Source organism: Arthrobacter sp. HS15c (genome assembly GCF_040812005.1).
Lineage (GTDB): Bacteria > Actinomycetota > Actinomycetes > Actinomycetales > Micrococcaceae > Arthrobacter.
This window is the reverse complement of record NZ_JBFOHM010000006.1, coordinates 183,844-209,711: the sequence shown is the minus strand read 5'-3', so window position 1 is coordinate 209,711 and position 25,868 is coordinate 183,844. Positions and strand designations below refer to the sequence as shown.

At 67.0% G+C, this 25,868-nt stretch carries 24 protein-coding genes, 1 tRNA gene and 1 other RNA gene; 16 read left to right on the top strand and 10 right to left on the bottom strand.

From position 1 onward, the window contains the following. Positions 1-15: 15 nt before the first annotated feature. Positions 16-1,227, bottom strand: a complete 1,212-nt coding sequence (locus ABV518_RS11885) for an ROK family transcriptional regulator (RefSeq protein WP_367767284.1) — start codon at positions 1,225-1,227, stop codon at positions 16-18. Between the two features lie 134 nt (positions 1,228-1,361). Between ABV518_RS11885 and ABV518_RS11880 the strand changes: the two genes are divergently transcribed. The 7 genes from ABV518_RS11880 (at position 1,362) to ABV518_RS11850 (ending at position 7,505) form a co-directional block, all read left to right on the top strand. Continuing rightward, entirely contained in the window at positions 1,362-2,123 is a 762-nt protein-coding gene (locus tag ABV518_RS11880) for a sugar phosphate isomerase/epimerase family protein (protein ID WP_367767283.1), read from the top strand. Next, positions 2,120-3,238, top strand: a complete 1,119-nt coding sequence (locus ABV518_RS11875; protein ID WP_367767281.1) for a Gfo/Idh/MocA family protein — start codon at positions 2,120-2,122, stop codon at positions 3,236-3,238. The genes ABV518_RS11880 and ABV518_RS11875 overlap by 4 nt, the downstream gene beginning before the upstream one ends. Before the next feature lie 10 nt (positions 3,239-3,248). Further along, entirely contained in the window at positions 3,249-4,439 is a 1,191-nt protein-coding gene (locus ABV518_RS11870; protein ID WP_367767280.1) for a Gfo/Idh/MocA family protein, read from the top strand. A 1-nt stretch (position 4,440) separates the two neighbouring features. Next, on the top strand, positions 4,441-5,436 hold the full coding sequence (locus tag ABV518_RS11865) for a sugar phosphate isomerase/epimerase family protein (RefSeq protein WP_367767279.1): 996 nt from the start codon (positions 4,441-4,443) through the stop codon (positions 5,434-5,436). A 17-nt stretch (positions 5,437-5,453) separates the two neighbouring features. Continuing rightward, on the top strand, positions 5,454-5,984 hold the full coding sequence (locus ABV518_RS11860) for an N-acetyltransferase family protein (RefSeq protein ID WP_367767278.1): 531 nt from the start codon (positions 5,454-5,456) through the stop codon (positions 5,982-5,984). 100 nt (positions 5,985-6,084) lie between these two features. Then, the gene (locus ABV518_RS11855) at positions 6,085-6,792 is read left to right on the top strand and encodes a DsbA family oxidoreductase (RefSeq protein ID WP_367767277.1); all 708 of its coding nucleotides are present in this window, start codon (positions 6,085-6,087) and stop codon (positions 6,790-6,792) included. 62 nt (positions 6,793-6,854) lie between these two features. Continuing rightward, positions 6,855-7,505 (top strand): TetR/AcrR family transcriptional regulator, encoded by a 651-nt coding sequence (locus tag ABV518_RS11850; RefSeq protein ID WP_367767276.1) that lies wholly within the window; start codon positions 6,855-6,857, stop codon positions 7,503-7,505. Between the two features lie 32 nt (positions 7,506-7,537). Here ABV518_RS11850 and ABV518_RS11845 read toward each other — a convergent pair whose 3' ends face one another. Both ABV518_RS11845 and ABV518_RS11840 read right to left on the bottom strand, forming a co-directional pair. Next, positions 7,538-8,209 carry a LytR C-terminal domain-containing protein gene (locus tag ABV518_RS11845; protein ID WP_367767275.1) on the bottom strand — a complete coding sequence of 224 codons (672 nt, stop codon included), beginning with the start codon at positions 8,207-8,209 and terminating at the stop codon, positions 7,538-7,540. Beyond that, positions 8,202-8,501, bottom strand: coding sequence for a type II toxin-antitoxin system VapB family antitoxin (locus ABV518_RS11840; RefSeq protein ID WP_207307761.1), 300 nt, complete (start codon positions 8,499-8,501; stop codon positions 8,202-8,204). The genes ABV518_RS11845 and ABV518_RS11840 overlap by 8 nt, the downstream gene beginning before the upstream one ends. Before the next feature lie 148 nt (positions 8,502-8,649). Between ABV518_RS11840 and ABV518_RS11835 the strand changes: the two genes are divergently transcribed. Further along, entirely contained in the window at positions 8,650-9,579 is a 930-nt protein-coding gene (locus ABV518_RS11835) for a hypothetical protein (protein WP_367767274.1), read from the top strand. Between the two features lie 287 nt (positions 9,580-9,866). Continuing rightward, on the top strand, positions 9,867-11,282 hold the full coding sequence (locus tag ABV518_RS11830; RefSeq protein WP_367767418.1) for a stealth family protein: 1,416 nt from the start codon (positions 9,867-9,869) through the stop codon (positions 11,280-11,282). A gap of 48 nt (positions 11,283-11,330) precedes the next feature. Here the strand turns inward: ABV518_RS11830 and ABV518_RS11825 are convergent, their stop codons facing one another. The 3 genes from ABV518_RS11825 to ABV518_RS11815 all read right to left on the bottom strand — a co-directional run bounded on the left by ABV518_RS11825 (position 11,331) and on the right by ABV518_RS11815 (position 14,339). Then, the gene (locus ABV518_RS11825; protein ID WP_367767273.1) at positions 11,331-12,260 is read right to left on the bottom strand and encodes a phosphodiesterase; all 930 of its coding nucleotides are present in this window, start codon (positions 12,258-12,260) and stop codon (positions 11,331-11,333) included. A 125-nt stretch (positions 12,261-12,385) separates the two neighbouring features. After that, the gene (locus ABV518_RS11820) at positions 12,386-12,913 is read right to left on the bottom strand and encodes a glutathione peroxidase (protein ID WP_367767272.1); all 528 of its coding nucleotides are present in this window, start codon (positions 12,911-12,913) and stop codon (positions 12,386-12,388) included. 88 nt (positions 12,914-13,001) lie between these two features. After that, on the bottom strand, positions 13,002-14,339 hold the full coding sequence (locus ABV518_RS11815; RefSeq protein WP_367767271.1) for a M23 family metallopeptidase: 1,338 nt from the start codon (positions 14,337-14,339) through the stop codon (positions 13,002-13,004). A gap of 169 nt (positions 14,340-14,508) precedes the next feature. Between ABV518_RS11815 and ABV518_RS11810 the strand changes: the two genes are divergently transcribed. Continuing rightward, a complete protein-coding gene (locus ABV518_RS11810) occupies positions 14,509-15,426 on the top strand; it encodes an oxygenase MpaB family protein (protein WP_367767270.1) in 918 nt (305 codons plus the stop codon). Positions 15,427-15,480: 54 nt separating this feature from the next. Here ABV518_RS11810 and ABV518_RS11805 read toward each other — a convergent pair. After that, a tRNA-Ser gene (locus tag ABV518_RS11805) sits at positions 15,481-15,568 on the bottom strand. Between the two features lie 290 nt (positions 15,569-15,858). Here ABV518_RS11805 and ABV518_RS11800 point away from each other — a divergent pair. The 5 genes from ABV518_RS11800 (at position 15,859) to ABV518_RS11780 (ending at position 20,964) form a co-directional block, all read left to right on the top strand. Then, positions 15,859-16,185: a hypothetical protein gene (locus ABV518_RS11800; RefSeq protein WP_367767269.1), complete on the top strand. Its 327-nt coding sequence runs from the start codon at positions 15,859-15,861 to the stop codon at positions 16,183-16,185. Positions 16,186-16,251: 66 nt separating this feature from the next. Then, positions 16,252-16,348, top strand: an RNA gene (ffs, locus tag ABV518_RS11795) — signal recognition particle sRNA small type. Between the two features lie 51 nt (positions 16,349-16,399). After that, entirely contained in the window at positions 16,400-19,675 is a 3,276-nt protein-coding gene (locus tag ABV518_RS11790) for a DNA polymerase III subunit gamma and tau (protein ID WP_367767268.1), read from the top strand. A gap of 75 nt (positions 19,676-19,750) precedes the next feature. Continuing rightward, on the top strand, positions 19,751-20,350 hold the full coding sequence (recR, locus tag ABV518_RS11785; protein ID WP_131133485.1) for a recombination mediator RecR: 600 nt from the start codon (positions 19,751-19,753) through the stop codon (positions 20,348-20,350). 14 nt (positions 20,351-20,364) lie between these two features. Continuing rightward, a complete protein-coding gene (locus tag ABV518_RS11780) occupies positions 20,365-20,964 on the top strand; it encodes a GNAT family N-acetyltransferase (RefSeq protein ID WP_367767267.1) in 600 nt (199 codons plus the stop codon). On the opposite strand, the gene ABV518_RS11775 is transcribed toward ABV518_RS11780, so the two are convergent. From ABV518_RS11775 to ABV518_RS11765, 3 genes are all read right to left on the bottom strand, one after another. Next, positions 20,953-22,056: a hypothetical protein gene (locus ABV518_RS11775; RefSeq protein WP_367767266.1), complete on the bottom strand. Its 1,104-nt coding sequence runs from the start codon at positions 22,054-22,056 to the stop codon at positions 20,953-20,955. The two genes, ABV518_RS11780 and ABV518_RS11775, sit on opposite strands and share 12 nt — an antisense overlap. Positions 22,057-22,161: 105 nt before the next feature. Beyond that, positions 22,162-23,292: an ABC transporter permease gene (locus ABV518_RS11770; RefSeq protein ID WP_367767265.1), complete on the bottom strand. Its 1,131-nt coding sequence runs from the start codon at positions 23,290-23,292 to the stop codon at positions 22,162-22,164. Continuing rightward, positions 23,289-24,260 (bottom strand): ABC transporter ATP-binding protein, encoded by a 972-nt coding sequence (locus ABV518_RS11765; protein WP_367767264.1) that lies wholly within the window; start codon positions 24,258-24,260, stop codon positions 23,289-23,291. The genes ABV518_RS11770 and ABV518_RS11765 overlap by 4 nt, the downstream gene beginning before the upstream one ends. 215 nt (positions 24,261-24,475) lie before the next feature. Between ABV518_RS11765 and ABV518_RS11760 the strand changes: the two genes are divergently transcribed. Next, positions 24,476-25,834, top strand: a complete 1,359-nt coding sequence (locus ABV518_RS11760) for an aspartate kinase (RefSeq protein WP_131133482.1) — start codon at positions 24,476-24,478, stop codon at positions 25,832-25,834. Positions 25,835-25,868 lie beyond the last annotated feature (34 nt).

Sequence of the window (25,868 nt, the reverse complement as noted above, 5' to 3'; positions counted from 1 at the left end):
ACCACCCCCAAGGAACTAGCCTGTGCCTTGGAGTGTGGCCTCAATTGCTGCCGGAGAGAGCACATACTGGGTGACCAGCTGGCTGGCGCCGAGGATGGCGGCCTGGTCTCCGGCCACCGTCAGTGCTATCCGCAGGTGTGAGGTGGCCAGCGGCAGGGACCGCCGGTACACGACCTCACGGACGCCTGCCATCAGGTGTTCGCCCGCCTGGCCCAGGCTTCCGCCGATGACGATGACGGACGGGTTGAGCAGGTTCACCACGGTGGCCAGCACATCGCCCACGTCCCGTCCCGCCTGGCGCAGGGCCTGGACCGCCGGCCCGTTCCCGCTGGCAACCAGCCTCAGCATGTCGCTGCCTTTCGCAGCCGGCACACCCTGGCGCGTAAGTTCCGCTGCCAGGGCCGGCCCGGAAGCCAGCGCTTCGAGGCAGCCGTAGTTCCCGCAGCGGCACAGCACGTCGTCGCCGCGTGGAACCCGGACGTGGCCAAGGTCGCCTGCCGTTCCGTTGGCCCCGCGCTGCAGCTCCCCGTTGCTGATGATGCCCGAGCCGATGCCGGTCGCAACCTTGATGAACAGGAAATTCTGGTGGTCCGGCCAGTGCGCCGTCCGCTCCCCCAGCGCCATGATGTTGACGTCGTTGTCCACCAGCACCGGCACCGGCAGCGAGCGCTGTACGTAACGGACGACGTCGAACCCGTCCCAGCCCGGCATGATGGGGGGCTTCACGGGCCTGCCGGTGGCATGTTCCACCGGACCGGGCAGGCCGATTCCCACACCGGCAAGATCCTGCGGGCCCCGGCCGGCCTGATCGAGCAGCGCGAGGCCTTCCTGCACCACTCTGTCCAGCACCGTTTCCGGTCCGTCGGCCACGTCCTGCGCCAGCCGGTGCTCCGCCAGGACCCGTCCGCTGAGATCAGTCACGGCAACAATCACGTGGGTGGCCCCGACGTCGACAGCCAGGACGGCGCGCGCGGCCGGGTTGAAGGCAAAGCGCGACGGCGGCCTGCCGCCGCTTGAGTTCGCCTCCCCCGCCGCGCCCACCAGGCCGGACGCGATCAGGGCGTCGATGCGTGCGGCAACGGTGGAACGCGCCAGCCCGGTTGTCAGGGCCAGTTCCGCGCGGGTCCGCGCCTGGCCGTCCCGCAGGAGCTGGAACAGGTCCCCGGCGCGCGCCAGGCCGCCACCGCTGTCAGGGTTGGCGGGCGTAGTTCCGGGGGTGAGGGTCATGGATTATGAATAACACACCACGCTTCTGCGTGTCACGCTGAAGAAAGACTGCCGACAAACATCTAACTTTTGCTTGACGCTCGTCAAAAGTAGTTCTAGCTTTAGTGGAAACCCTCTTCAGCTCAGGAGAACCCATGACTTACTCGATCCAGCTCTACACCCTGCGCAACGCCATCCAGGAAGATCTGCCCGGCACCATCCGCAAGGTCGCGGAGATCGGTTTCACCCAGGTGGAGCCCTACAACTTCGTGGCCACGGCCAAGGAGCTCGGTGCCGCGCTGAAGGAAAACGGCCTCACCGCGCCGTCCGGACACGCCCCGCTGCTCAGCCAGGACCAGGACGAAATCTTCGCCGCCGCAAAGGAGTTGGGCATCACCACGGTGATCGACCCGTTCATCGCGGCCGACCGCTGGCAATCCGCTGAAGAGATCCAGGCCACCGCCGCAGCGCTCAATTCCGCGGCCAAGAAGGGCGCCGAATATGGCATCCGCGTGGGCTACCACAACCACGCCTGGGAGCTGGAGTCCACCATTGAGGGCCGCACCGCCCTGGAGTACTTCGCGGACCTCCTCGACCCCGAACTCGTCGTCGAGGTGGACACCTACTGGGTGGCCGTCGGCGGCCAGGACCCCGTGGACATCCTCACCAAACTCGGCGACCGGGTGAAGCTCATCCACATCAAGGACGGCCCGCTCAACACGGACACCAAAGCCCAGCTCCCGGCAGGCAAAGGCCAGGTAGCAGTCCTGGACGTTGTCGCCGCCGCGAAATCCCTCGAAGTCGGAGTAGTCGAGTTCGACGACTACTCCGGGGACATCTTCGAAGGCATCGCCGAGAGCCTCGCCTACCTGAACGCAGCCGACGCCGCGGCAGCAACCGAAGGCGCGAAGGCATGAGCCCGGCAACCCCCGGCACCGGCCCGGTCGGCGTCGCCGTCATCGGCGCAGGCAACATCTCCAAGGCGTACCTGGACAACCTCACCACCTTCCCGGACCTCAAGGTCCACGTCATCGCCGACCTCTTCGAGGAAGCCGCCGAAGCACGCGCCAAGGAATACGGCATCGCCCAGTGGGGCGGCGTCGACGCGGCCCTGAACCATCCCGACGTCGAAATCATCGTCAACCTGACCATCCCGGCCGCCCACGTGGAGGTGGCCACGGCCGCCGTCAACGCCGGCAAGCACGTCTGGACCGAGAAGCCCTTCTCCCTGGACCGCGAATCAGGGCTCGGCCTGCTCAAGACCGCCGACGCCGCCGGGATCCGCCTCGGCACCGCACCGGACACCTTCCTGGGCGCCGGCCTGCAGACCGCCCGCCGGATCATCGAACGCGGCGACATCGGCACACCGCTGACCGCCATGACCACATTCCAGACCCCTGGTCCGGAATCCTGGCACCCCAACCCCGCGTTCCTCTTCCAGCACGGCGCCGGCCCCCTGTTCGATATGGGCCCCTATTACCTCACCGCACTGATCCAGACCTTCGGCTCCATCCGCAGGGTCGCCGCCGTCGGGTCAAAGGCCAAGGACGTCCGCGTCATCGGCTCCGGACCCAAGGCCGGCGAGGAGTTCACCGTCGAGGTGCCCACCCACGTCTCCGCGATGGCCCAGTTCGAGAACGGCGCCTCGTCCCACAGCGTGTTCTCCTTCGAATCCCCCCGCTCCCGGATGGGCTTCGTGGAGATCACCGGAACCGAAGCCACCCTCTCGCTGCCGGACCCCAACAACTTCGACGGCGACTTGAAGCTCTGGCGGGCAGGCGACGAGGACTGGACCACCATTCCCGCCACCGGACCGGCCAACGGCCGCGGCATGGGCGTCCTGGACATGGCCCGGTCCATCCGCGCCGGCGTCCCGCACCGCGCCACCGGCAACTTGGCCTACCACGTCCTGGACAGCATGGTCTCGATCTCCGAGTCCGTGGATTCCGGCACGTTTGTGGACGTCGCAAGCTCCGCACCCGCGTCCCCGGCCCTCCCCGAGGACTGGGCACCCGAAACCGCCACGCTCTAGGAAAACGATCATGACCTCACCAACAAACAGCCAGCGCCCCTTGGGCGTGGCGATGATCGGCTATGCGTTTATGGGCAAGGCCCACTCCAACGCGTGGCGGAACGTTGCGTCCTACTTCGACGTGCCTCCCTTTGAGCAGAAGGTCCTGGTGGGCCGCAATGCCGCCGGCGTCCAGGAAGCTGCGGCGAAGTACGGCTGGGCGGAGACCGCCACGGACTGGCGCACCGTCCTGGACCGGGACGACATCCACATCGTGGATATCTGCGCGCCGGGCTGGATGCACGCCGAGATCGCCACCGCGGCCCTCGAAGCCGGCAAGCACGTGCTGCTCGAGAAACCGCTGGCCAATACCCTGGCCGAAGCCGAAGCCATGACCGAAGCCGCGCAGGCGGCCCGGGCCAGGGGTGTGCAGTCGATGGTGGGCTTCAACTACCGCCGCGTCCCCGCCCTGGCCCTGGCCCGGGACCTCATCGCCGAAGGCCGGGTGGGAACCGTCCGGCACGTCCGCGCCGCATATCTGCAGGACTGGCTCGCCGACGAAACCGCCCCCATGACCTGGCGCCTGACCAAGGAAACAGCCGGGTCAGGGGCACTCGGGGACATCGCCTCGCACGCGATCGACCAGGTCCTGTTCCTGCTCGGGGACCGCGTCACCGAGGTCTCGGGCCGGACCCACACCTTCACCACCCGCCGCCCAGGCGCCACCGGCCTGGAAGACGTCACGGTCGACGACGCAGCCTGGGCCACGCTGTCCCTCGCCTCCGGCGCGATCGCCTCTGTCGAGGCCTCCCGGGTGGCCACGGGGCGGAAAAACTCCCTCCAACTGGAAATCTACGGCGACAAGGGCTCCATCCTCTTCGACCTGGAAAACCTGAACGAACTCCGCTTCCTGGACGCCACCGCACCCGCCCGGGAGCAGGGCTACCGCCGGATCCTGGTCAGCGAACCCGACCACCCCTACCTGGACGCCTGGTGGCCGCAGGGCCACATCATCGGCTGGGAGCACACGTTCACGCACGAGATCCGCGACTTCCTGCTCGCGGTCGACGCCGGAACCGATCCCTCGCCGTCGTTCGAAGACGGCCTGGAGGTCCAGCGGATCCTGACCGCCATCGAGGAATCCGCCGCCGCGAAAAGCTCCACTATCCACCTCGAAGCCAGCACCGGCACTACGCCCGTTACCGTCCCAGAAGGAGCCTGACATGCCCCGCCCCTACACCCTGTTCACCGGCCAGTGGGCCGACCTCCCCTTCGAGGAAGTCGCCCGCCTTGCCTCCGGCTGGGGCTACGACGGCCTGGAAATCGCCGTGTCCGGTGACCACCTGGACGCCTGGCGCTGGGACGAACCCGGCTACGTCGAGTCCAAACTCGCCGTCCTGAACAAATACAACCTCAAGGTCTGGGCCATCTCCAACCACCTCAAGGGCCAGGCCGTCTGCGATGATCCCATCGACTTCCGCCACGAGGCGATCGTCGGGACCAAGGTCTGGGGCGACGGCGACCCCGAAGGCGTCCGCACCCGCGCCGCCGAGGAAATGAAACACACCGCCCGGCTCGCCAAAGCACTCGGCGTGGACACCGTCGTCGGGTTTACCGGCTCCTCGATCTGGCAGTACGTGGCCATGTTCCCGCCCGTCCCGGAAAAAGTCATCGACGCCGGCTACCAGGACTTCGCGGACCGCTGGAACCCCATCCTGGACGTCTTCGACGAATACGGGGTCCGCTTCGCCCACGAAGTCCACCCCAGTGAGATCGCCTACGACTACTGGACCACCGTCCGCACCCTCGAAGCGATCGGCCACCGGGAAGCGTTCGGCCTGAATTGGGACCCCTCCCACTTCATGTGGCAAGGCATCGACCCCGTGTCCTTCATCTGGGACTTCAAGGACCGGATCTACCACGTGGACTGCAAGGACACGAAGCTCCGCCCCACCGGCCGCAACACCGTCATGGGCTCGCACCTGCCCTGGGGCGACCCGCGCCGGGGCTGGGACTTCGTCTCCGCCGGCCGCGGCGACGTCCCCTGGGAATCCTCCTTCCGCGCCCTTACCGCAATCGGCTACAACGGACCCATCTCCGTCGAATGGGAAGACGCCGGCATGGACCGCCTCCACGGCGCCCCCGAAGCCCTCGCCGCGCTGAAGAAGTTCGACTTCCCCGCCTCGAACACCTCCTTCGACGCGGCCTTCAAGCAGTAGCCAAATAGAATCCCTGCATGACCTCCACCATCCGTAAAGCAACAGCGCACGACGCCGGCCGGCTCGCCGCGCTGGCGGCCGTCACCTTCCCGCTGGCGTGCCCGCCGTCGTCGTCGCCGGAGGACATCGCCGCGCACCTTGCCAACACGCTCAGCGAAAAGCATTTTCAGGGCTATCTGGCTGACCCGGATGTCACCGTCCTGGTGATCGACGCGGACGGCGATCTTCGCGGCTACAGCCTGCTGGTTAATAGGCCGGCCCAGGACCCTGACGTGGCCTCGGCCTTGACGCTGCTGCCCTCGGTGGAACTGAGCAAGTGCTACGTCCACCCGGAGCATCACGGGCTGGGCGCCGCGGCTGAGCTGATGCACGTGAGCCTAGAGTCTGCCGCGGCGGCCGGTGGGGCCGGGATCTGGCTGGGTGTGAACAGCCAGAACGCGCGGGCCATCCGTTTCTACGAGAAATCAGGGTTCAGGAAGGTCGGCTCAAAGTCCTTCCGGCTTGGAACCACGGTGGAACACGACTTCGTCCTGGAGCGCCCCGTCTGACCACCCGGCCCGGACCCCACCCAGTGCGAACGTACGTTCGCGCTTAAATGGTGACCAAGCCAACACGCTGGCGGGGAATGGCCTTGGGGCGGGCCGGGTTGTGGCAAGCATGAAGATTGAGATCTGGTCAGACGTTGCGTGCCCGTGGTGCTACATCGGCAAGCGCCGGTTCGAGGCCGCCCTGGCAGAATTCCCGCACCGCGATTCCGTCGAGGTGCAGTGGCGCAGCTACCAGCTGGATCCCAGCCTTCCCGAACACTACGACGGCACCGAACTGGACTACCTGAGCACGCGCAAGGGAATGGCGCCGCAGCAGGTCACCCAGATGTTCGAGCACGTTGCCGCGCAGGCCAAGGGCGAAGGCCTGGACTACCGTTTCGACAAAATCGTGGTGGCCAACAGCTTCACCGCCCACCGCCTGATCCACCTTGCCGCCGCGTACGGACAGCAGGATGCCGCCAAGGAGCGGCTGCTCAGCGACCACTTCGAGCACGGCCAGGACATCGGCAGCCAGGAGTATCTCACCGGCCTCGGCAAGGACCTCGGCCTCGACGCTGCCGAGGTGGGCGAACTGTTTTCCACCGACAAGTATGCCGATGCCGTCCGCTTCGACTTCGAGGAAGCCCGCGCCCTCGGGATCAGCGGCGTCCCGTTCTTCGTGATCGACCGGAAGTTCGGGCTTTCGGGAGCGCAGCCGTCCGAAACTTTTACCGCCGCCCTGAACCAGGCCTGGCAGGAGACGCACCCGCTGGTCCTTGTCAACGCCGCCGACGGCGAAGCCTGCGGCCCGGACGGCTGCGCCGTCTGATTCGGTGGCATGTCAGCCGCGCGCGCACGCGTTTTACTGACAGATCGCGGTAAAGTGTCTGCATGCCCAGGATTTCGGCGGCCAGCAATGCCGCGCAACGCGCAGAGACCCAGCGCCGTGTCCTCACGGCGTTCGGCGAGCTGCTGTTTACCCATGGCCTGCCCGGCCTGACCATGACCGACGTCGCCAGGCATGCCGGTGTCGGGCGCACGGCGGTCTACAACTATTACGCCGACATCGAAGAACTCCTGATCTCCTACGCACTGGACGAGACCGAGCGGTTCCTCTCCGAACTGCGCGAGTCACTGGGCAGGCTGGACAACCCGGTGGAGCGGCTTGCGCTGTACGTGCGCGCCCAGGTGGAGGACCTCTCCCGCCGCCACCTGCCCCCGGGCCCGGCGATGGCTGCGGTGCTGTCGCCGTCGTCCTTTGCCAAACTGGCGGACCACGTGGGTGAGCTCAGCGTCCTGCTGCAGGGAATCCTCCGTGACGGCATGGACCAGGGCTACCTCCCGGCCGCGGACATCGGACAGCAGGCACAGCTGATCCACGGGACACTGTCTTCCAGTGCGGCCCGCGGAAGCGACGAGCCGGCGGAACTCGAAGCGCGGATCTCCCGCACGGTGCGCTTCATCCAGCTCGGTGCCGGCGCACAGTTCGACGACGCCGGCCAGCCCGTGCGCGTCAGCCCCCTCCCCGCCGTGGCCGGCTGAGCCCTCGGCACCCAAGGCGCCGCGGTTGAAGGTCAGGGCGTGGCGCCCGCCGTCGGGATGACCGGCCATTTGTCGTCGTCGGCGATCCGGCGGCTTTCGCGCGGACAGCTGAGCTGGCCGGGCGTCTGGTCCACAAGTTCCGGCGCGGCGAGGGCCGCGTAGTCCCCGGCCAGGATCACGTCCACGCTGGCATCCGTCCGGCCGTCCTGGAAGTAGTCCGACCCCGGCAGGTTGCGCTGGACGCTGAACGCCGCAGACTGTCCGGCGGCCCCGGACACCACCGCTGCAACACCCCGGTACGCGGCGTCGGTGTTTGCAACGGCGCCCACCACGAACTTGCGTGCGAGGAACTCGTCCGCCACCGACCTGGCCAGGCCCGGCCGGCTGGTGGAGTTGTAGACGTTGAGGTTGATCTGGTCGTTGGGGGTGTAGTCGAAGGTGGCCGTGGGACAGACGGCGGCCGGTTCGTCGCTGGCGTCCGTCGTCGGAAACTTCAGCTGGCCGCTCATGATGGCCAGTGCAACGATGATCGCGGCCACGATGAGGCCCAGCAGGACGACCAGCACCACTCCGTGCACCACGCGGCGGCGCAGCCGGACAGGATTGTCGGGATCGCCCGCCGCTTCAAAGGTTGCCCGCAGTTCGGGGCCGGTGACAACGTGGTGGCCGTGAAGGACGCTGGCGTCCTTGGGTTTCCTAGCCATCTATGACCAGCACGCGGGCGTGGATGGCGGTGCGCTGGTGCAGGGCGGTGCGGACGGCACGGTGCAGGCCGTCCTCCAGGTACAGAATCCCCTTGTACTGCACAACATGCGGGAACAGGTCGCCAAAGAACGTGGAGTCTTCGGCCAGGAGGGCTTCCAGGTCCAGGGTCCGCTTGGTGGTCACCAGCTCGTCGAGGCGGACGGGCCGGGGCGGGAGCGACGCCCACTCTTTGGGCGTGTTGAAACCATGGTCGGGGTAAGGGCGTCCCTCGCCCACAGCTTTGAATATCACCATGCCACCCTAGGCACGTTGGCAGCCCATGAGAAGTGCCTGCACCGCGCCATCCCAAGGTTGTAGCCAAACAGTGACCATGTGTCACATGCGGTGATCTTCAGCCGCCGTCGCGGGCCACGGAGCGCCCTGCTGACACAATGGAGCCATGACTGCAACCGAATTCCCTGCCGGCAACGCGCCAGGCGTCCGCCTGCCGTCCGCCCCGCCCCTGGCCCTCCTGCTCGACGTCGACGGCCCGGTGGCGAGCCCCGTTACCCGGGACGTGCAGCCCGGGATCATCGCCGACCTGGTTGCGCTGGCCACCGCCGGAATTCCCGTCATCTTTAACACCGGCCGCTCCGACGCCTTCATCCGGGAACAGGTCATGGAACCGATGATCGCCGCAGGGATCCCGGCCGGGACCGTCATCCACGCCGTCTGCGAGAAGGGGGCCGTCTGGTTCAGCTACACCGCCGCCGGCCCCGGCCCCATCCACGTGGACCATGAACTGGCTGTTCCGGCCGCCTACGGCGACGACGTCCGCCGGCTGGTTGCCGAGGACTACTCGGCACACATGTTCTTCGACGAAACCAAGCGGGCCATGGTGTCCGTGGAACAGCACATCGAGGTGGCCAGCACCGACTACCTGGCCGAGCAGAAGCTCTTCGACGCCGACGCCATGGGCCTGATGGCCCGCCACGGCCTGGGCGTGGTCCGGCTGGACCACCACGCGCCGAATTCCGACGACGAGGTGGACTACCGCGTGGACCCCACTATCATCTCCACGGACATCGAGTCGGTCCGGCTGGGCAAGGACCTCGGGGCAAGCCGCGCGGTTGAACTCCTGGCCGCCCAGGGCATCACGCCGCAGGCCTGGCGGACGGTGGGGGATTCCCGCACCGACTACGCCATGGCAGACTGGCTGCACCACAACGATCACGAAGTGAAGCACGTGGATGTCCGCCCTGCGGACGGAGTTCCGCAGAAGCCCTACCCCGTCTTGACGGCAGCGGACCTTGGCCTGGGGGACGAAGTGATCCACGACGACGCCGGCGGAGCGTTCCTGCGCAGCTGGCGCGAGGCACTGGGCAGCTGAGTCCCTGCCGGGCGGATGTGTCCCGGTACGGCGGATCGAACCTGCTGTTTCAACGGCAGGGCTATTATGCAAGTAGGAACGCTTACCATTCAGCTGCGGAGAAAACCATTACAGAAACACCGGTTCAGGACGAAATTTACTATGGCGGCCAGGCGTCCGTAGAGGCAGGTGCCCATGCGGAGGTGACTTCGCCTGCTGCTGAGGCGCGCCTGAAACACCGTCCGGATGTTGTCAGGCACAAGGGCAGGTTTGCCCTGATCAACCACAACCGGACGCCGTACCAGGCAATGGTGGAGGACCTGCTCTTCCTGCGCAACGTGCTCGCAGGTGCCGGCCTCGACTACCTACTGGTCCGCGGCAACAGCGACCGCCCGGTCATCGCTCTGGACTGGAAGGACCGGAAAAAGCTGCGGGCTGCGCTCGTTGAAGCCTGCCGCAACGAGCCCGTCTATTCCATGACCGTGGATGCGAAGAAGAAGTCCTCGGTCCTTGTGGCCGACGGCGAGCTCTCGCCCAACCGCCAGGCACGCATCTTCCGTCTGTACCGTCCGCGCGTTGAGCCGGACGGCGGCTTCGAATTCGGGTCCTCGGCGGGCGTCCAGCTGGAGCTGTGGAGCTTCGAGGGCGACCAGCTGATCCTGCCCATCGAAAATTCCCTCACGCGCCGCACCATGCTGACGCAGGACGCCGTCCGGGGAACTGTTGAACGGTACGGGCACACCTGGCCCACCATCGAAAACATGTTTGCTGACCACGCCAGCGACATCAGCTTCGATATCGATCTGGTGTTCTCCTGGGTTGACGGCAGCTCGCCCGAGTACATCGCTGCCCGCCGCGCCCAGCAGCAGGGCGTGGTTCTGGGCGAAGGCGACGACCACGAAGCCCGGTTCCGGCAGATCAACGAACTGAAGTACGCCCTGCGCTCGGTCTACATGTTCGCGCCTTGGATCCGCCGCATCTTCATCGCCACCGACTCCCCCGCGCCCGAGTGGCTCGCCGAGCACCCGTCCGTAACCATTGTCCGGAGCGAGGAATTCTTCTCCGATCCATCGGTGCTGCCCACGCACAACTCGCAGGCCGTGGAATGCCAGCTCCACAACATCGAGGGACTCTCAGAGCACTTCCTCTACTCCAATGACGACATGTTCTTCGGACGGCCCGTCGGACCGGACATGTTCTTCACTCCCGGAGGCATCACTAAGTTCATTGAAGCCGAGACCCGGATCGGGCTGGGCGACAACGCTGCCGAACGCAGCGGCTTCGAGAACGCCGCACGCGTGAACCGGAAGCTGCTGTGGAACCGCTTCGGCCGGATCACCACCCGCCACCTGGAACACACGGCAGCGCCACTGCGGCGCAGCGTGGTATCCCGGATGGAGCGTGAGTTCCCGGAGGAGTTCCGCAAGACGGCGGCCAGCAGGTTCCGCGCCGCGGACAACATCTCCGTGACGAATTCCTTCTACCACTATTACGCGCTGCTGACCGGCCGGGCAGTGACCCAGACGGCCGCCAAGGTGCGGTATGTGGACACCACCGCCCGGGCAGGGGTGAACTACCTTCCCAAGCTGCTGGCCAAGCGGAACATGGACTTCTTCTGCCTCAACGACGGCAGCTTCCCGGAAGTCCCCGCCGACGAGCGGGCACAGCTGGTGACCGGGTTCCTGGAGAAGTATTACCCCATCAAGGCGCCCTGGGAGATCTGAGGCCCTGCAGGATCTGAAGCCCTGCAGGGCCTGAGCGGCGCGGTCCGGCTAGATGCTGGACCCCAGGCCGACTTTGGCGGCCGCAACGGTCTTGGCCTTCTCGGGGATCCGGATGCCTGCAGCGGCGAGCCGCTCGGCGCTCTCCTCAGGTGCCACGTACTCCCCTACGGTGGGTGCGCTGCCCAGCGGGACCACGGAGTGGACAATGGTGTGCTCGTAGACGTGGACCAGGTTGAATGCCTGGCCGCCGTCGCGGCCACGGGTACCGCCCACGGCCACGTTGAGGTCCTGGGTGTAGCACGTCGCGGAAGCCACGGAGACCGGAATTCCGCCGAAACTCGCGGTGGTTGAGTAGTGCAGGTGCCCGGCGAGAATCGTCCGGACATCCGAGTTGCGGACAACGTCCTCCAGTTTGGCCTGGTCGCGGAGTTCCACCAGCACTGCCAGGTCCAGGACGGACGGGACCGGCGGGTGGTGGAGCGCCAGGATGGTGCCGTCGGGAGCAGGAGTTTCCAGTTCCCTGGCCAGCCATTCAAGCTGCGCCTGGCTCAGTTCGCCGTGATGGTACCCGGGAACGGAGGTGTCCAGGGTGATCACGCGCAGGCCATTGATGAAGTAGCTGCGGTCCACGGGAGCGTCATTGGCGGGCTCATCAAGGAGCCCGGTCCGGAAGTTGGCGCGGTTGTCGTGATTGCCCATGGCCCAGATGACTTTGGCGCCCATGTCTTCGCAGGCAGGTTCCACGATGGCCCGCAATTTTGCGTAGGCGTCGGGATCTCCCTGGTCGGCGAGGTCACCCGTGAAGATCACGGCCTCGGGCCGGGCCCCGGACGCCCTGACTTCTTCGAAAAGCTGGATGAGCCTGGCTTCGCTGTCTACAGCGCCATAAAGGGGATCAGGACCCCCCATCATATGGGGGTCGCTCAGGTGGAGAAGGAAGTGGCGTGGCCGGGGGTGTTCGGCCTCGATGTGCTCCATTGCTGCCTCTGTTGGTCGGTGGGAAACGGCGTTTCCCTTCTACCCTTCAGTAACCTTTATCAAACCAGATAATCGGCAAATTTTGGGTAAATTGCCGCGGCCAAGTTGGAAAAAGGTAAAAGTTTTTATTGGCCGGAAAACCCAATTTGACCGGCTGGACCGGCAGGCGCCGCCAATGCCGATTCGATGGCATCAATGACTTCTGCGGAGTCGGGTTCGACGGTTGGGGCGAAGCGTGCCACCACCTCACCCGCGCGGTTCACGAGGAACTTCTCGAAGTTCCATTTCACGAGCCCCGGCAGCACGCCGGCCTTGAACTTGGTCAGCTCCGCATACAGCGGATGCTGGTCCTTGCCCCGCACGTTGGCCTTGGCGGTGAGCGGGAAGGTCACGCCGAAATTGCGCTCGCAGAACTCGGCGATCTCGCTGTCGCTGCCGGGTTCCTGGCCGGCGAACTGGTTGCACGGCACTCCAAGGACTTCGAAGCCCCGGTCCCGGAACTTCTCGTACAGCGTCTCCAGTCCGGTGTACTGGGGCGTGAACCCGCAGTTCGACGCCACGTTCACCACCAACACCACGTTTCCGCTGAACCGGCCGAAGTCGGTCGCGGTGCCGTCGTTGAGCGTGAGCGGGATCGTGTACAGATTGGTCACAGCGCCGTCCTTGAAAGGTTGGTTATGCAGGTGATTCGTTGCCAACCATCAAGGGTACGGGTGCAGTCTGGGAGTTTTCTGTCAGTCCTTAGGGCGTGGGCTCCGCCGCCGTGGGGGTGGGCCCCGTCGCCGTGGGTGTTGCCGTGGACGTTGCCGTCGTGGATTCGGTGAAAGTTGGCGCCGGCTCGGGCACCGCGGAGGTTGTCAGGGTTGGCAAGGACGGCGATGTCAGCAACTGGGAGGGCGATGGGGACGTCGTTGGTGTTGTCGCCGTCGGCGTCGGTGACGTCCCGGTCGGCACGGGCGTCGGCGACGTGCCGGTCTGCGTCGGCGTGGGGGTGGGCGTGGTAGTCGGCGACGCGGTCGTGGGTTCAGCTGTGGGGGTGCCCGTCGGCGAGGGGGTTGCGGTGGGCGACGCGGACGTCGGTGAAGGCGATGCCGTCGCGGATACGGTCGGCGTTGCCGTCGGTGTCGCGGTCGGGGATGCCGTCGGGGATGCCGTGGGGTCCGACGACGGCGCTCCAGTTGGGTCCGTCCCTGGAGTGGGGGGAGTTGGGACAGCGGGCTCCGGCGCTTGGGACAGTTCCGCTTCGCCGTTCAGGACGGCGTGGCTGTTGTCTGTAGCCACCGGGATGGCCCAGCGCTGCGCCGCCGACGCATCCGGGGCCGTGCCGTCGTAACTGACCATCACCAGGTCCTTCAGCTTGTCCACCTGGCGGATGGCGAGCAGCGTCCAATTCAGGGGGCTGGTGTGCTTGCCGTGGAGGATGGTTTCGAAATGCAGGTGGCAGCCGGTGGACCAGCCGGTGGTGCCCACCCGGGCGATGACCTGGCCCACCTGCACGGAGTCACCCGCCCGGACGGCGATGGCCTCCAAATGGTTGTACGTGGTGATCAGGCCGTTGCCGTGGTCGATTTCCACCCGGTTCCCGCCGCCCCACGGGTGCCAGCCGGCGGCCCGCACCACGCCGGAGTCGGCCGAATATACCCTGGTGCCGCAGGCCGCGGCATAGTCCTGGCCGAGATGGAAGTCCCCTGTAGCGCCGGAGAGGGGGCTGATCCGGTATCCGAACGGCGAGCTGGGCCTCAGCACTTCCAGGGGTGCCATCAGTGACCCTTCCGGCGGGCGCTTAAGCTCGGCGGAGGCGACGTTGAGCTGGGCGTGCCCGTCCTTGGCGACTGCGGTGACGATCGTCCGGCTGAACGGGACCAGCGCCCGGCTGTCCGTCAGGAAGCCGCCGGCCAGGCCGGGAAGGCTGACACTCCCGGCAGGTGACGCGGGTGCGGCCGGCTGCGCGGAAGTTCCGGGGAATCCCAAGGCAAAAAAGGCCGTGGCGGCAACGCCGGTCACGGCCAGTGCGCGAACGGCTGCCGCGCAGGCGCCGGCAGGCTCCTTGTCGCGGCCGGCTCCCCAATGATTGCCCACTAGTTGACTCCCGGGTTGGCCCGTCAGACCCCAGGTCTCCGGACGGACTTACCCTCCCATGGGACCACAAAGCCGGGGGCCTGTGAACCCCGGATCAGCACCACTGCGGACATTATGTGGATCTGCGTGGGGTGTCCGCTGCAAGCCGGGCGTGGGCAACAATGGTCTTATGCGCAATCTCCTCCGGGAATGGCAGGGCGAACTCAAACGCGTCTTCACGGGGAGCCCTGACGTGCTGCCCGGCTGGGTGCCGCGGCTGGCAGAGGGGAACGACGCCGGCTATCACCTGCCAGGCTCGGCCGTCTGGGCGGTGCACGGTTCCATGACGCCGATCGTGGCCGGGATCCGGGCGCTGCTGATGCAGGCGCTGCACCCCGCTGCGCTGGCGGGAATCCTTGAACACTCCGACTTCCGCGAGGATCCGCTCCGCCGCCTGGCGCGCACCATCCGGTGGATCTTCACCGTCACGTACGGGTCAAGGGCCGACGCCGACGAAGCCTCCGCCCGGGTGCGCCGGCTGCACGAGCCCGTCCACGGAAGCTACAGTGACGGGCGCGGCACCGAACGGAGGTACTCGGCCAATGATCCGGAGGCGGCCCGCTGGGTCCATCTGGCCTTCGTGGACGCTTTCCTCACAGCCCACAAAATCTGGGGCGGCCCCATCCCCGGCGGCCCGGACGCCTACGTCCGCGAGTGGGCCCAGGCCGGGCTGCTGATGGGCGTACAGGATTCGCCGCTCACCGAAGCCGACATGCGCCGGCAGCTGGACCGTTGGTACGACAGCGGGGAGCTCCTGGCGGACAGCAGGGTCGCCGAGACAGTCGAATTTATCCGCAACCCTCCCCTGCACCCGCTGTTGCGACCGGGCTACCGGATCATTTTCGCTGCCGCCGTCTACAGCCTTGAGCCGAAGTACCGCCGGATGCTGGGACTCCGGACGCCGAGGATTGGCCCGTTTCCCCTCCCGGTGAGGCTGGCAACCAGGGTGACTCTCGGCGTCGTGCATCTCGCCCTTGGCCGCGGCCCGGGGCCAAGTGAGCAGGCGGCCCGGCAGCGGCTCCGCAGGCTTGGGCATATTCCGTTCTGACCGGGATGGAATGCAAAAACCCGGCCCTGACAAGGTCAGGACCGGGTTTCTGGCTGGCGGAGAATGGGGGATTTGAACCCCCGAGGGCGTTAACCCAACACGCGTTCCAGGCGTGCGCCATAGGCCGCTAGGCGAATTCTCCAGCTGCTTCTGAATCAAAAGCAGATACTAGACTACCTGAACTTTTCAGCAACGCCCAATTGGCCTCAGGAGGGTGCCGTTAACGTCAAAATGGACGCCCCCAATGCGTCCATTCCTCCGGAACACCGTTGAGCTGCCGGGTCCGGCCCTCCAGCCAGGCCCTGCAGCTCACAACCTTGAGATTGCCCCAATCGGTGTACATACCCATGATCAGGCCTGCCCGCCGGATTAGCAATGAAAAGCGCCCCCGTTACCTCCCGCTTAATCCGGCGGTTTTGGGACGATGAAGCCATGACACAGCTGCACACACTCGTGGCCTACGTTCCCCGAACCCACACGCAGGCAGTCCTCGCCGCCATCGGCGACGCCGGGGCCGGCCGGATCGGCAACTATTCGCACTGCTCGTTCGTCACCGCCGGAACCGGGCGTTTCACAGCGCTGGACGGGGCGGCTCCCTTCATCGGGGCCGTGAACCGGGCCACGGAGGTGGCCGAGGACAGGATCGAATGCGTGGTCGGGGAGGATCTGCTGGACGCCGTAGTGCTGGCCCTGCGCGCCGCCCACCCCTACGAGGAGCCCGCGTTCATGAGCTGGCGCGTGGACGGCTGGCGCGGGTAAACCAACGGGGTGCCGGGGCGGTCACCGCCGCGTGCCAACCTCCTCAAATCTTCGGGTAAACTTATCTGCGGCCCCTCATGTGGCGTCATCCTGTTGAACTCCCCCAGGACCGGAAGGTAGCAAGGGTAGACGGGCTCTGGCGGGTGCATGGGGGGTCTTTACTATTCCCCCACAGGGCGGCAGACTGTCAGCCCGGATTGGTAGGGTTTTCTCTGTGACTGTTACAACCGCCCTTTACCGCAGATACCGTCCGGATTCCTTCGCAGACGTTATCGGGCAGGAACATGTCACCGAGCCGCTGATGACGGCCCTGCGGAAAAACCGGGTCAACCACGCCTATCTCTTCTCCGGCCCCCGCGGCTGCGGCAAGACCACGTCCGCCCGCATCCTCGCCCGCTGCCTCAACTGTGCGCAGGGCCCCACCGACACGCCCTGCGGCGTCTGCCCCAGCTGCATTGAACTGGCCCGCGGCGGCTCCGGATCCCTGGACGTCATTGAGATCGACGCCGCCAGCCACGGCGGCGTGGACGACGCCCGCGATCTCCGCGAGCGGGCAACGTACGCTCCGGTCCGCGACCGCTACAAGATCTTCATCATCGACGAGGCCCACATGGTCACCTCGGCGGGCTTTAACGCCCTGCTCAAGATCGTGGAGGAGCCGCCGGAACACATCAAGTTTATCTTCGCCACCACGGAGCCGGACAAAGTCATCGGCACCATCCGGTCCCGCACGCACCACTATCCGTTCCGGCTGGTCCCGCCAGAGCCGCTCATGGCGTACCTGGAACTGCTGTGCCGGCAGGAGAACGTTCCGGTGGCCCCGGGTGTCCTGTCCCTGGTGATCCGCGCGGGTGCGGGCTCGGTCCGCGACTCCCTGTCAGTACTGGACCAGCTGATGGCCGGAGCCGGGCAGAACGGCCTGGACTATGAACTCGCCGTCGCCCTGCTGGGCTACACGCATGCGTCCTTGCTGGACGACGTCGTCGAGGCCGTGGCCGCGTCCGACGCCGCCACAGTTTTCCGTGCCGTGGACCGCGTCATCCAGACCGGCCACGATCCGCGCCGCTTCGTCGAGGACCTGCTGGAGCGTTTCCGCGACCTCATCATTGTCCAGGCCATGCCCGAAAGCGCCCAGACCATCCTGCGCGGCATGCCCGCGGACCAGATCGCACGCCTCCAGAACCAGGCGCACAACCTGGGCGCCGCTGAACTCTCCCGCGCCGCGGATGTCACCAATACTGCGCTGACCGAAATGACCGGCGCCACGTCCCCGCGGCTCCACCTCGAACTGCTGTGCGCGCGCATCCTGCTCCCCAGTTCCGAACAGACCGAACGCGGCATCGCGGCCCGGATCGACCGCGTGGAGCGGCGTCTGAACTACGCCGGGAACGACGTCGGCGCTCCCGCCCCCGAGGGTTCCAGGGTGTCGGTTGCTGGAGCTGCTCCGGAGCGAAACGCCCCGGAACCAATAGCCCCTGCTTCACCGGTGCGGCCGCCGGCGGCCGCTGAATCTCAGACGCCTGCACCTCAGACGCCTGCACCGGCAACACCAGCCGCCGCCCGGGCGGCGGAAGCCACGCCGGCCGCCCCTGCTTCGCAGGAAGCCCCGCTGCGGGAGCAGGTGCAGCAGCCACAGCCGGCCGAAGCCCGCCAGCCCCTGACAGCACCCCGGGTCAGCACCAGCGACTGGCCGGTGGACGAACCCGCGGGCGGACGGACCACCGCCGGAGCTGGGGTCGGCCCTGCCGCCGACGTGCGCCGGGCCCCGGCGCAGGAATCTCCCGCACACGCATCACCTTCACAGGCTTCGCCGGCACAAGCGGCCCCCGTGAAGGGGTCTCCGGCCGCTGCGCCGGTTCCGGAAATCCGCACCCCGGCTGTCCCCACAGCCTCCGCGGCCGCTGCGGGCCCCGGAGGCGACGTCGAAGTTCTTCGCCGCGCGTGGCCGGAAATCCTGCAGACGCTGTCCAAGATCAAGCGCAGCACGTGGGCGCTGGTGGAGCCCAACGCCCAGGTTGCAGCTTTCGACGGCCAGGGACTCACCCTCGCCTTCAGCACGTCGGGACTGGCCGGAGCCTTCGGCCGTGCCGACCACTCAGAAAACCTGCGCCAGGCGATCCACAAAACGGTGGGCATCGACTGCCAGATCACGGCCGTCGCCGGGGGCAGCAACAGTGGGAACAGCAGCCCAGCGAGCTCTGAGCCAAACCCAAAAGCACCCGCTAGCCGGGTAGCCCCGCCGACGTCCGCCGACGTCGCCTGGGGACTCGCCCCCGCTGGCGCTGCCCCCACACAGCACAGCACCGACTCTCCACCGGACACCGCCGCCCCGCTCGCAACCGCGGCACCCGCCGCACCCGCCGTCCAGGCGCCCACGGCCCCTGCTTCCACGGTTCCGGCACCAACAGTTCCTGCGCCCACGGCCCCTGGTTCCACGGCCCAGTTCGCCGCTCCCGCAGAAGCTGACCAAGCGCCTGCCCCCGCCCAGGCCGCCGCCCCAGCGTCCGTTCAGTCATCCCTTCAGGCGCCCGGCCCGGGTCCCTCCACGTCGCCAGTGCAGGAGGCCGACACAGCCGGCACCTACGCATACTCCGACGACGATTGGGGCCCGCCCCGCGACGAGGACGCCCCGCCGCTGGACGAGGAACCTCCCATGGACTGGGATCCCTCTGCCCCGCCGGAACCGCAGCGCACGCCGGCAGCTCCGGTACCCGCCGCGGGCCCAAAGGGCAGCGACCTTCCGGCCGGAAAGCGTGCCCCCAAAACCAAAAAGGCAGGCGCGGCGGCCGGCGGCATCACTGCGGCCGCAGAAGCTGCCCCGCATGATCCATGGACCCGCGCCGTGGAACAGGCACCGGGCGTGTGGGTCGTCGGCACTGAGACCAACCTTGGGAAGAGCCAGACTTCGTCCGAGCCGGACGGCACGTCCGCCGCTGCAGCCCAGGCTCCGCACTACGAACCCGCGACGGCGCAGGTTCCCCAGGCTGCTGCAGTTCCCCAGCCTGTGGCCCCGCAGCCCTCAGCTGCCCCGGAGCCGCCGGAATCAGTGGATCCCTGGGGACTTCCAGTGGCTGGACCGGTAACTGCCCCATCTTCGCCAGGGTCAGCTGAATTTGGGAGGCCATCATCCCCGGAAAGCCCCGCCCCTGAACCTGTGGCGGCACCGGTGAGGGAGTATGCAATGGCCGCGTCGGCCCCCCAAGCCGCGCCTCCGCAGCCGTCCCCCGCAACCTCCCCTGAGGCGGCGGCAGCACGGCAGAGCCTCTACCAGCGGCTGTCCAACAGCCCGGAGGCAGAGGCCGGGCGGGCCAAGGCGCCTTCACGGGCTGTCGCTGCAGCCGTGCCGGACGTGCAGGATATCCCCAGCGCGGATGACGAAACCATCGAGGAATCGGGCGTCTTCGGGCGCGCCGCCATCGAGCGTATTCTGGGTGGAAAGCTCATCGAGGAGCGCTCCCTGGATGGCAGCCCGCTGCCTCCACGCTACTGACGGCCACACGCCTGTTCGCCCGGCAGCGGGAACCACTGATTCGCCCAACATCCAAGCCAAGCTAAAGAGGGAAACGTGTACGAAGGTGCGGTCCAGGAGCTGATTGACGAGCTCGGACGCCTTCCCGGTGTGGGGCCCAAGTCCGCGCAGCGGCTGGCGTTCCACATCCTTGAAGCCGACCCCCAGGACATGAAACGCCTGGTGGAAGCCATCACCACGGTGAAGGAGCGCGTGAAATTCTGCACGGTCTGCGGCAACGTGACCGAGCAGGAGCTCTGCAACATCTGCCGGGACACCCGGCGCGATCCCTCCGTGATCTGCGTGGTTGAAGAGTCCAAGGACGTCCTCGCCGTGGAACGCACCCGATCCTTCCGCGGCCGCTACCACGTGCTGGGCGGGGCCATCAATCCCATTGCCGGTGTCGGCCCTGAACAGCTGCGGATCAGGGAGCTGCTGACCCGGCTGAACGACGGCGCCATCCAGGAAGTCATCATCGCCACCGACCCCAACCTGGAAGGTGAGGCAACGGCCACGTACCTGGCCCGGATGCTGAAGTCCATCGGTATTGTGGTTACCCGGCTGGCCTCCGGACTGCCCGTGGGCGGCGACTTGGAATACGCGGACGAAGTCACGCTGGGGCGCGCCTTCGAGGGCCGCCGCAACGCGCTCACCTAAGGATCAGGCAAGCCATGACTCCGGAAGAGATTATCCCGCTGGTCACCGGGCGGCTCACTTTGCGGCCGGTTGAAATGCGTGACGAGGCTGCCATCCACGGCTTCCGGGGCGACCCCGTGGCCACGCGATACCTGTCTCACGGTCCCCTCACTGCGGAGGCAAACCGCGAGCGGCTGGAGGAGGTACTGGCCCTGCGCACGGCGTCCACGAGCCAATGGTTCAATGTCGGCTGGGCCATTACCCTGCGGACAACGGGAGAAGTCGTCGGCGACGCCAGAACATGGAACAGCACGGTTCTGGACGCTGCCGGTGTGCTTTCTGCTGGAAAGCATCCTTTCCAGCACGCCGCATTAGGCTATATCCTTCATCCCGATCACCATCACCACGGATACGGACGCGAGGCTGCCGCGGCCCTGGTCAATTGGCTGTTCGCGGAGCGCGGGATCAGCACGATCGTCGCGCGGGCCTATGAGCCGAACACTCCGTCCATCAGGCTCCTCCGGAGCCTGGGATTCAAGCCGGACGCGGCGGCCCCGACGGGCCCGGACTCAACCGGCAAGGGGTACCCGATGCTGATGTTCCATCTGGACAGTCCGCGCCCGTCAACCGCCTGAACCGGACCTGCGCCGGGCGGCCAGCTGTCCGCCGGCAAGGAATCCGCCCGCCAGGACACCCTGTGTTGCCAGCCCGGTCACTTCCAACGGCATCCGGAGGGCGTCCTTCGTGCGTGGCTCGGCGTTGACACAGGGAACCTGTGTGCCGTCCGCAGCTTCCTGGAGGGCACCGGGCATCCAGCCGAGGGCCTCTTCGCCCGGCTCCCCGCCGGAGGCCAGCATCGCAAACATCACCACGGGGTTCGCTGCCACCAGCCAGACAATACGTTCCGTGTGAAAAACTTCGACAAGGCCCACGAGTTCGGGCGAGCACTCATAAGCAACCCGCGTGTGGCCGGGCCCCCAGACAATATTCATGGCAACAGCCACGGGCTCGTCCGCGCGCACCGCAGGCATCAACGCCCAAACTGCCACGGCATTCCCCACCACAAGGATGCCGGCCACGGTCCAGCCAAGTATGGACGACCACAATCGGCGGCGGAGCAGCGCGGACACGCCCGCGCCGACAGCCCCAAAGATGGCGAACTCCAGGACGACGACCCCCGCGGAAGCACCTGCAGTGCCGGCAGCCGACACCCCCGCAAGGCCGGCCTGCAGCACCAACAGGATCAGGGCCATCACAGCCACCACAAGCCCACGCGCGGCCACGGCAAGGAAGGGGGCCAGCGGGCCTGGGTCCAGACCCGCTGGCGGATTGCGTGCGGACAGCCGCCGGCGTCCCAGGAGTCCCCAATGCATGGCAAGGAGTGCCGAGGACGCGGGCATCATGGCAGCAGCGAGCATATAGCCCAACCACCGGGCCTCTTCCGGTTGCATTTCGTACGGCGCGGCCACCCCCACGAGGGCCACCGCGAAAAGACAAGTAGCCAGCGGCACGGCCGCTGCCACAAGCCAGAACCGCAGGGTCCGGACGGATGCCAGCACGTCCCCTGCCACCGCGGCGAGTGCAACCCGCACCGGGCTCGCCGGACGTGGCGCCCAGCCGGCGTCGTCCTGCATTTCCTGCGTTCCGCTGTTCCAGCCCGGACCGATGGCCTCGTAAACGGGGTCGTCGCCGCGCCGGCCCTCGTCCTGGCGTTCACCTTCGGCCACAGTGCAAGCCCCCGCTCCATGGACAGCCCCAGCCCCGCGGTCACCGGCGGATTCGCCGGTTCATCCCATCCTGATCCACCGGGCAGGGCCTGTCCAGAGGCGCAACTAGGCTATGCGGGTTCCCGACGCCAGCCTGTGCGCCGGCGTGCGCAGCGAACGCCAGCCCAGCCACATCAGCAGCCCGGCAAGCACCAACTGCAGTCCAAGTCCCAGCGGCCACAGCGGCGTTTCCTGGGCCAGGTACCGTGGCTTGGCCTCGCCGTTGGCGCACGGATACGTGCCTTCCGGACCCGCCATGGCGTACCGCGCACCCTGGCTGATGTTCTCGATCGCCCCCACCGACGCAAAGCCCTGCGGATCCGTCCGTTCGGGATAGGGAATGGCGTCGGCCACCACCACGTACGGGTTCATTGCAAGGAACCAGGCCACCCGCTCGGTACGCGGGGCCGGCTGCTCCCGCAGCGGCCCGGAGCAGGTGTATTCCGGTTCCACCGGCCCATTGCTGAGCGGCTGGTATTCGCGGTAGGTCGGCTGGTTGGCCTTGATGGTCCCCTGGGTGAGTCCCGTGCCCAGCCCGAAGGCGATAAGTGTGCCGATCACCAGTCCCGCGACCGCCAGGTACGTGACCACGATGGAGAACAACGGCCGTCCCGCCAGCGCCGAAATCCCGACGCCTACGGCGCAGACGACCCCGACCTCCACAGCGAGCATCAGCAGCGCTACGATGACGTGCCCGGGTGTCATGCCCCCGAGCGCCACGCCGATGACCAGGAACGGCGTGCTGGCAACGAGGAAGGCCAGGGCCGCGAACCACGCGGCAAAGAACTTGCCCCAGAGGATCTGGCCGGGCTGCAGCAGCGTCACCTGCAGGATGGCCAGGGTTCCTCCTGCGCGGTCACCGTTGACGGCGTTGGCGGACAGGGCCGGAGCCACCAGCAGCGCGAACAGCAGGACGAAGGCCAGGACCACTTCAAAGATCATGGACCCCGGGCCCGTTTGCGCCGGCGTGAAGTCTGAATAGGCACGCTGCGCCGCCTGCGAGGCGTTCCAGCTGGCCCATGTCAGCCACGTCACCAGGCCGGTGAGGAGGAACCAGATGGCCAGCATGATGTACCAGCCGCGGGACCGGAGTCGCTGCTTCAGTTCGAGGACCACTACGTCCTTGATTCCGGCGGCGTAGCCGCCCGCCCTGCCGGGACGGGCCGCGCGCTGCTGTGTGTCCGTCACCTGGCTCATCGCCGCTCCCCCTCGAGGTTCATGTAAGTCTCTTCCAGGGCACCCGAGGCGGGCGCGAAGGAGCTGACCGGGACGCCGGCGAGCACGAGGTCCCGCAGGAGCCGCGCGGCGTCGTCGTCGTTGAACAGCATCAGGCTCACGGCCGGACGGCGGCCGTCCTCGTGCCGGAAGGCCAGACCCAGCTCCGTAAGCTTGGCGGCAAGCGCGCCGCCGTCGGTGGCCGAGATGGCATACCGCCGGCCAGCTGCGTGGGCTTCTTCCGTAGTTTGCTGCCTGACGGTGCGGCCCTTGTTAACGAAGACGGCGCCGTCGGCGATTTCATCCAGTTCGCTCAGGACGTGCGAGGAGACCACCACGGCCTTCCCTTCCTTCGCCAGCTCCCGCAGCATGATCCGCAGCTCAACCCGGGACCCCGGATCGAGGCCGGACGCGGGCTCATCGAGGAGCAGCACAGAGGGGTCGTGGATGAGGGCGCGGGCCAGGCTGAGCCGCTGCTGCTGGCCGCGGGACAGCACGCGGGCGGGCTGGTCGGCGAGGTCGGACAGCCGGACCCGGTCCAGCATCTCCGCAACCCGCGGACCAATCCCGGCAGCGGGAAGGCGGTAGAAGCGTGCCATCTGCGTCAGGATCTCGCGCGCCGTCAGGGACTCCCACACGCCCAACGTGTCAGGCATCCAGCCGATCCTGCTGCGCACCGCTGCACGGTTGTGCTGCGGATCGAGGCCACCCACGCTGACGGTGCCGGAGTCCGGCGCCAGCAGGGATGCCAACATCAGCAGCAGCGTGGTTTTTCCGGCCCCATTGGGTCCGATCAGCGCGGTCACTTTGCCTGCCGGCGCGTGGAAATCCATGTGCTCGACGGCGTGGACCTGCCCGAACTTCCGGCTCACGCCGGTGGCCGTGATGCCACCCTCTGGCAGCTCTTCCGGCAGTGCCGGGCCTCCGGCTGAATCCTCTTCTATCGCCATTTCCTGCGCACCTGTCCCCCAAGTCTCTGCATGCATACTGACTATCTGAGCGTACGCCCGCAGTGTTGCGTCCGGGGTCCACCCCAAGGCTGAGATTCGGTCACAATTCAACGCCGGGCGGCAGCGGCGATAAACTGGGCTGAACAAGTCACGCCGTCGCGCCGCAAGGCCGCCTGGCCGCCAGAAATCCGATTGATTCAGTGAAGGTACGCGCCATGAGTACGCCCACTACCGAAGTGCACACCGCAGCCCGGCCGCAGGAGCGGCCCGACGGCGGTGCCGTCACCAAGCAGCTGATCGTCCAGAAGTTCGGCGGTTCCTCCGTGGCGGACGCCGAGGGCATCAAGCGCGTCGCCAGGCGCGTCGTGGACGCACAGCGCGCCGGCAACGAGGTGGTTGTGGTGGTCTCGGCCATGGGCGACACCACCGACGAACTGCTGGACCTCGCCGGCCAGGTCACCGATTCCGCCCCCGCCCGCGAGATGGACATGCTCCTCTCCGCCGGCGAACGCATCTCCATGGCGCTGCTGGCGATGGCCATCAACAAGTACGGCGCCTCGGCCCAGTCCTTCACCGGGTCCCAGGCCGGCATGATCACCGACGGGATCCACGGCAAGGCCCGGATCATCGACGTCGACCCCCACCGCATCCGCACGTCCCTGGACAAGGGACACATCGCCATTGTGGCCGGCTTCCAGGGCATGAGCCGGACCACCAACGAGATCACTACCCTGGGCCGCGGCGGCTCGGACACCACGGCTGTGGCCCTTGCCGCGGCGCTCGAAGCCGACGTCTGCGAGATCTACACGGACGTGGACGGCATCTACACCGCCGACCCGCGCGTGGTGCCTTCAGCCCAGAAAATCGACACGATCTCCAGCGAGGAAATGCTGGAACTGGCGGCCTCCGGCGCCAAGATCCTGCACCTGCGCTGCGTCGAATACGCCCGCAGGTTTGGCGTGCCCCTGCACGTCAGGTCCTCATTCAGCCAGAACGAAGGCACCTGGGTCATCCCCAGCGCCGAAGACAAGATCACCACTCAAGAGGGAGTTGCCTTGGAGCAGCCAATCATCTCCGGCGTTGCGCACGACCGTTCCGAAGCCAAAGTCACCGTGGTGGGCGTTCCGGACATCCCTGGCAAGGCCGCCGCGATCTTCCAGGTCATCGCCGATGCCCACTCCAACATCGACATGATCGTCCAGAACGTCTCAACGCACGGCACCGGCCGCACGGACATCTCCTTCACATTGCCCATCGTCGAAGGCGCAGACGCCCTCGCCGCACTCAAGGCAGCCCAGCCCGAAATCGGCTTCGAAAACATCGAATACAACGAACAGATCGGCAAGCTGTCCCTGATCGGCGCCGGCATGCGTTCACACCCCGGCGTTTCCGCAACCTTCTTCAAGGCGCTCTCTGCCGCCGGAATCAACATCAACATGATCTCCACCTCGGAGATCCGCATCTCCGTGGTCACGCACGCAGACCTGCTGGACGACGCCGTTCGCGCCATCCACAAGGCCTTCGACCTGGACAGCGACAACGAAGCCACGGTCTACGGCGGCACCGGGCGCTAAGCACCGGCCAGAGGCGCCACGCGCTTAATATGAG

Coding starts and splice junctions, on each gene's coding strand:
- ABV518_RS11810 (WP_367767270.1), top strand. CDS start 14,509: ATGCGCAATCTCCTCCGGGAATGGCAGGGCGAACTCAAACGCGTCTTC.
- ABV518_RS11845 (WP_367767275.1), bottom strand. CDS start 8,209: ATGGCTAGGAAACCCAAGGACGCCAGCGTCCTTCACGGCCACCACGTT.
- ABV518_RS11800 (WP_367767269.1), top strand. CDS start 15,859: ATGACACAGCTGCACACACTCGTGGCCTACGTTCCCCGAACCCACACG.
- ABV518_RS11780 (WP_367767267.1), top strand. CDS start 20,365: ATGACTCCGGAAGAGATTATCCCGCTGGTCACCGGGCGGCTCACTTTG.
- ABV518_RS11770 (WP_367767265.1), bottom strand. CDS start 23,292: ATGAGCCAGGTGACGGACACACAGCAGCGCGCGGCCCGTCCCGGCAGG.
- ABV518_RS11865 (WP_367767279.1), top strand. CDS start 4,441: ATGCCCCGCCCCTACACCCTGTTCACCGGCCAGTGGGCCGACCTCCCC.
- ABV518_RS11850 (WP_367767276.1), top strand. CDS start 6,855: ATGCCCAGGATTTCGGCGGCCAGCAATGCCGCGCAACGCGCAGAGACC.
- ABV518_RS11825 (WP_367767273.1), bottom strand. CDS start 12,260: ATGGAGCACATCGAGGCCGAACACCCCCGGCCACGCCACTTCCTTCTC.
- ABV518_RS11830 (WP_367767418.1), top strand. CDS start 9,867: ATGGTGGAGGACCTGCTCTTCCTGCGCAACGTGCTCGCAGGTGCCGGC.
- ABV518_RS11885 (WP_367767284.1), bottom strand. CDS start 1,227: ATGACCCTCACCCCCGGAACTACGCCCGCCAACCCTGACAGCGGTGGC.
- ABV518_RS11860 (WP_367767278.1), top strand. CDS start 5,454: ATGACCTCCACCATCCGTAAAGCAACAGCGCACGACGCCGGCCGGCTC.
- ABV518_RS11880 (WP_367767283.1), top strand. CDS start 1,362: ATGACTTACTCGATCCAGCTCTACACCCTGCGCAACGCCATCCAGGAA.
- ABV518_RS11765 (WP_367767264.1), bottom strand. CDS start 24,260: ATGGCGATAGAAGAGGATTCAGCCGGAGGCCCGGCACTGCCGGAAGAG.
- ABV518_RS11835 (WP_367767274.1), top strand. CDS start 8,650: ATGACTGCAACCGAATTCCCTGCCGGCAACGCGCCAGGCGTCCGCCTG.
- ABV518_RS11875 (WP_367767281.1), top strand. CDS start 2,120: ATGAGCCCGGCAACCCCCGGCACCGGCCCGGTCGGCGTCGCCGTCATC.
- ABV518_RS11870 (WP_367767280.1), top strand. CDS start 3,249: ATGACCTCACCAACAAACAGCCAGCGCCCCTTGGGCGTGGCGATGATC.
- ABV518_RS11760 (WP_131133482.1), top strand. CDS start 24,476: ATGAGTACGCCCACTACCGAAGTGCACACCGCAGCCCGGCCGCAGGAG.